Genomic DNA, 4,146 nt, shown 5'->3' with positions numbered 1-4,146 from the left:
CATCGAACCGCCGAGCTGCCTGTCTGGCTACACCGCTACAACTGGCATCGGCCACACGGCGGGATTAAGTCCCAGACACCCATCAGCCGACTCGGCCTCGACGCGGACAACCTATTGAGGCTCCACAACTAGCGCGCGATCATTGCGGCTGTCTCGCTGGCGCTTGCGACGCTCCAGACGCCGACCTCCAGGCCCGGGTCATGAGCCCCGGCGACCCGATGCGGCGCGACCTCCTGGATGTGCGGCGATCACTCCCGCCCGCCGTGCGCCCGGATGGCGCGGGCCCGGCACCCGCATCCAGCAGCGGCGCCCGGGGATCCGCGGATCCCCGGTAGTCGGCCGGATCGGTCTTGATCTCGACGAAGGTGCGGCGCTGCGGGCCCGCCCCACACAGGGAGGTGGCCGGCCAGACGCCGTAGCCGGTAGCGCCGGCGATGATAAGGGGATCGCGCATGGGGCTCTCCGAAGCCCTCGACCTGTCTTACCCTAGCCGGGCGTGCGAGATGTGACAGCCGGCTCTGGGGTCAGCGCCGCGGCGGTCCGGTGGCCTGGCGAGATTGCGGGGCCGCGCGCAGGCCGGGCGCCTGCGCCGGGGCCGTGGTCGAGGCGGTGAGCCGTGTTCGAAGGTCGCCTCTCGGGCGTCTCGCGGCGGCAGGCCCCGGGGCTGCGCCGATCCCGACCAGAATTTCGGTCAGGGCGGGCAGCGCCGCGGGCGGCGGGCCCGGCAGGGCCTGGGCGTCGACGACGACCGAATTCAGGGTCTTGAGCAGCACCGGCAGGCTGGCGGGTTCTGTCTCGCGGTCGCGCTCCCGGTCGCGCTCTGGCGCGAGATAGTCGGACCGCTCGCGGGAATCGTCGGCCTCGCGTTCGGTCGCCTCGGCGTGTTCGCGACCTGACGCCCGGTCCTCGCGCCGCAGCCGAAGCTGCAGCCCGATGGCCACGCGCACCGAGAAGAAGCAGCGGTCGTAAAGATTGAACGCGTCGATCCGCGCCTGTCCCCCCGTCCGCTCGGCCTCGGCGCCGAACGCCATGCCCAGCCGATAGGCGCACTCGGTGAGCCCGGCGAGCATTTCGGTGTTGGACGGGGCGGCGCCGGTCATTTGGAACAAAACTAGAACACGAAGGAGTGGGCGTCAAGGTTCGACCCGCTTTTGTCCCTCAACTTCCCTGCCGCACCCCAGCGGTTCACTGCAGGTCCCCCAACTCCCGATCCGCCACTCGGTGGGGAGGGGATTCAGAGCCTGGCCAGCGCCGCCTCGAGCTTGGCCCTGGCGGCTTCGGCTTCGGCGAGGCGGTCGCGGTTTTCCTCGACCACTTCCTCGGGCGCGCGGGCGACGAAGTCGGCATTGCCCAGTTTGCCGGTGATCCTGGCGATCTCGGCCCCCAAGACCCCGACCTCCTTGGTCAGGCGGGCGCGTTCGACGGCCAGGTCGATGAACTCGGCCACCGGCAGGGCGAAGGTGGCGCCCTCCACGACGAACGGGATCGAGCCTTCCGGCGCGGCGGCGATGGATTCGACGCCGGAGACGCGCAGCATCTGGGCGATCTGGGCTGCGTTGGCGGCAAGCGTCGCGCGCTGGGCGTCGGTAGCCTCGATGACCAGCAGCGGCGGCTTGGCGGACAGCGGCACGTTCAGGCCCGAGCGGACCGAGCGGCCCTCGGAGATCGCCTCGATCACCAGGCCGATCTCGGCGTCGGCGGCGGGGTCGATCAGGCTGGACGGAAGGTCGGGCCAGCGGGCGGTCATCAGAAAGCCCGAGTGGGCGCGCGGGGAGCCGAGGTCCTGAGTCTGGACCCACAGCTCCTCGGTGATGAACGGCATCACCGGGTGGAGGAGTTGCAGGATGACATCCAGCACCCAGGCGGCCGTGGCCTGGATTTCGGCCTTGGCGGCCGCGTCGTCGCCGGTGAGCAGCGGCTTGGCCAGCTCCACGTACCAGTCGCAGTACTGGTTCCAGATGAAGCGATAGAGGGTCTCGGTCGCCTCACCGAAGCCGCAGTCGGCCAGGGACGCCGTGACCGCCTGGGCGGTGCGGGTGGTCTCGCCCACGATCCAGCGGTTGAGGGCAGCCTTGACCGCGGCCGGATCGAAGCCCTCGGCGCGGGCGCAGCCGTTCATCTGGGTGAAGCGGGTGGCATTCCACAGCTTGGTGCCGAAGTTACGATAACCTTCTATGCGTTGACGGCTGAGCTTGATGTCCCTCGCCTGCCCCGACATGGCGGTGAGCGTGAACCGGAGCGCGTCGGCGCCGTAGTCGTCGACCAGTTCCAGCGGGTCCATGACGTTGCCCTTTGACTTGGACATCTTGGCGCCGGTGGCGTCGCGGACCAGGGCGTTGATGAAGATCCGCTTGAAGGGAACCTCACCGGTGAAGTGGATCCCCTGCATCATCATCCGGGCGACCCAGAAGAAGATGATGTCGAAGCCCGTGATGAGCGTGTGGGTGGGATAGAACCGCGCCAGATCGGACGTCTTTTCCGGCCAGCCCATGGTGGAGAAGGGCCACAGCCCGGAGGAGAACCAGGTGTCGAGGACGTCCTCGTCCTGACGCAGCGGGGTCGGGCGACCGTAGTGCTCGTCGGCCTTGCGTTGCGCCTCGGCCTCGGTTTCCTCCACGAAGGCGCGCCCGTCGGGGCCGTACCAGGCCGGGATGCGGTGGCCCCACCAGAGCTGGCGGCTGATGCACCAGGGCTCGATGTTGCGCATCCACTCGAAGTAGGTCTTTTCCCAATTCTTCGGCACGAAGACGGTGTCGCCGTTCTCGATGGCGGCGATGGCGGGTTTGGCCAGAACGTCGGCGGCCACGTACCACTGGTCGGTCAGATAGGGCTCGACCACCACGCCGGAACGGTCGCCGTGAGGCACGCTGTGGCGGGTCTTCTCGATCTCGCGCAGCAGGCCAAGGGCCTCGAACGCCTCGACGACCTTCTTGCGGGCGACGAAGCGATCCAGGCCGCGATACTCGGGCGGCGCATTGTCGTTGATACGGCCGAAGTCATCGAGAATGTTGATCATCGGCAGGTTGTGGCGCTTGCCGACCTGAAAATCGTTGAAGTCGTGGGCCGGGGTGATCTTCACAGCGCCGGAGCCCTTTTCCGGGTCGGCATAGTCGTCGGCAATGATGGGCACGGGGCGGTTCACGATCGGCAGGCGCACGGCGCGACCGATAAGGGCCTGGTAGCGCTCGTCGGCGCCGTTCACGGCGACGGCGGTGTCGCCCAGCATCGTCTCAGGCCGCGTGGTGGCGACGACGATCTCACCGGAGCCGTCCTCAAGCGGATAGGCGAAGTGCCAGTAGTGGCCGTCGACCTCACGCTGCTCGACCTCGAGGTCCGAGATGGCGGTCTGGAACTGCGGATCCCAGTTCACCAGCCGCTTGTCGCGGTAGATGAGCTTTTCCTTGTGGAGCTGGACGAACACCTTGCGGACGGCGGCCGAGAGGCCCTCGTCCAGGGTGAACCGCTCGCGCGACCAGTCGCAGGAGGCGCCGAGCCGGCGCAGCTGGTTGACGATAGTCCCGCCGGATTCCGCCTTCCATTCCCAGACCTTGGCCACGAACTCGTCGCGGCCCATGTCGCGCCGGCTGCGGTTGCCTGAGGCGGCCAGTTGCCGCTCCACCACCATCTGGGTGGCGATGCCTGCGTGGTCAGTGCCGGGCAGCCAGAGCGCGGCCTTGCCGCGCATGCGCTCGAAGCGGATCAGCACATCCTGGAGGGTGTTGTTGAGCGCGTGGCCGATGTGCAGCGAGCCGGTCACGTTGGGCGGCGGTATCACGATGGAGAACGGCTCGGCGGCCGGATCGTCGATGGGCGCAAAGCCGCCCGAGGCCTCCCAGGCGGCGTAGAGGCGCGGCTCAGCGGTTTTGGAGTCGAAGTTCTTGTCGAGCATGGTCGGGGGTCTTGGCGGTTAGAGGGCGCATGTCAACACCCGCTCTTTCCAGCGAAGGCCGGCGCCCAGATGGAAAGGCTCATGAAACCGCTTCATTGGTTCAATACCCGTCCGACAGACAGGGTGACCTACGATCTGGGTCCCCTGAGTTCTCAAACGAAGTGCAACACTCTGGCGAGGGAGTGTTGCCATGGGATGCCGCTACCAGCAGCTCGATCTGGAAGAGAGATGTACGATTGCCCGCCTTCGCGAAGGCG

3 protein-coding genes and 1 pseudogene are annotated in these 4,146 nt (G+C 67.8%); 1 reads left to right on the top strand and 3 read right to left on the bottom strand.

Annotated features, from left to right (window positions below; translation table 11 throughout):
* Nucleotides 1–132, top strand: a pseudogene (locus ACIQ3B_RS18225) (IS481 family transposase); the annotation flags it as partial.
* Nucleotides 133–139: 7 nt separating this feature from the next.
* On the opposite strand, the gene ACIQ3B_RS18220 reads toward ACIQ3B_RS18225, so the two are convergent.
* From ACIQ3B_RS18220 to ACIQ3B_RS18210, 3 genes are all read right to left on the bottom strand, one after another.
* Nucleotides 140–454 carry a hypothetical protein gene (locus tag ACIQ3B_RS18220; protein ID WP_397405114.1) on the bottom strand — a complete coding sequence of 105 codons (315 nt, stop codon included), beginning with the start codon at nt 452–454 and terminating at the stop codon, nt 140–142.
* 70 nt (nt 455–524) lie between these two features.
* A complete protein-coding gene (locus tag ACIQ3B_RS18215) occupies nt 525–1,100 on the bottom strand; it encodes a hypothetical protein (RefSeq protein ID WP_397405112.1) in 576 nt (191 codons plus the stop codon).
* 134 nt (nt 1,101–1,234) lie between these two features.
* A complete protein-coding gene (locus ACIQ3B_RS18210; protein ID WP_397405110.1) occupies nt 1,235–3,889 on the bottom strand; it encodes a valine--tRNA ligase in 2,655 nt (884 codons plus the stop codon).
* Between the last annotated feature and the right edge of the window lie 257 nt (nt 3,890–4,146).

This window comes from Phenylobacterium sp., assembly GCF_044358365.1.
In the GTDB taxonomy this organism is placed as follows: domain Bacteria; phylum Pseudomonadota; class Alphaproteobacteria; order Caulobacterales; family Caulobacteraceae; genus Phenylobacterium.
Note: the sequence above shows the minus strand (reverse complement) of the source record. Positions and strands in the feature narration are given on the sequence as shown.

What these genes read in the sequence shown, in the direction of transcription:
- ACIQ3B_RS18220 (WP_397405114.1), bottom strand. Translation starts at nt 454, where the DNA reads ATGCGCGATCCCCTTATCATCGCCGGCGCTACCGGCTACGGCGTCTGG.
- ACIQ3B_RS18215 (WP_397405112.1), bottom strand. Translation starts at nt 1,100, where the DNA reads ATGACCGGCGCCGCCCCGTCCAACACCGAAATGCTCGCCGGGCTCACC.
- ACIQ3B_RS18210 (WP_397405110.1), bottom strand. Translation starts at nt 3,889, where the DNA reads ATGCTCGACAAGAACTTCGACTCCAAAACCGCTGAGCCGCGCCTCTAC.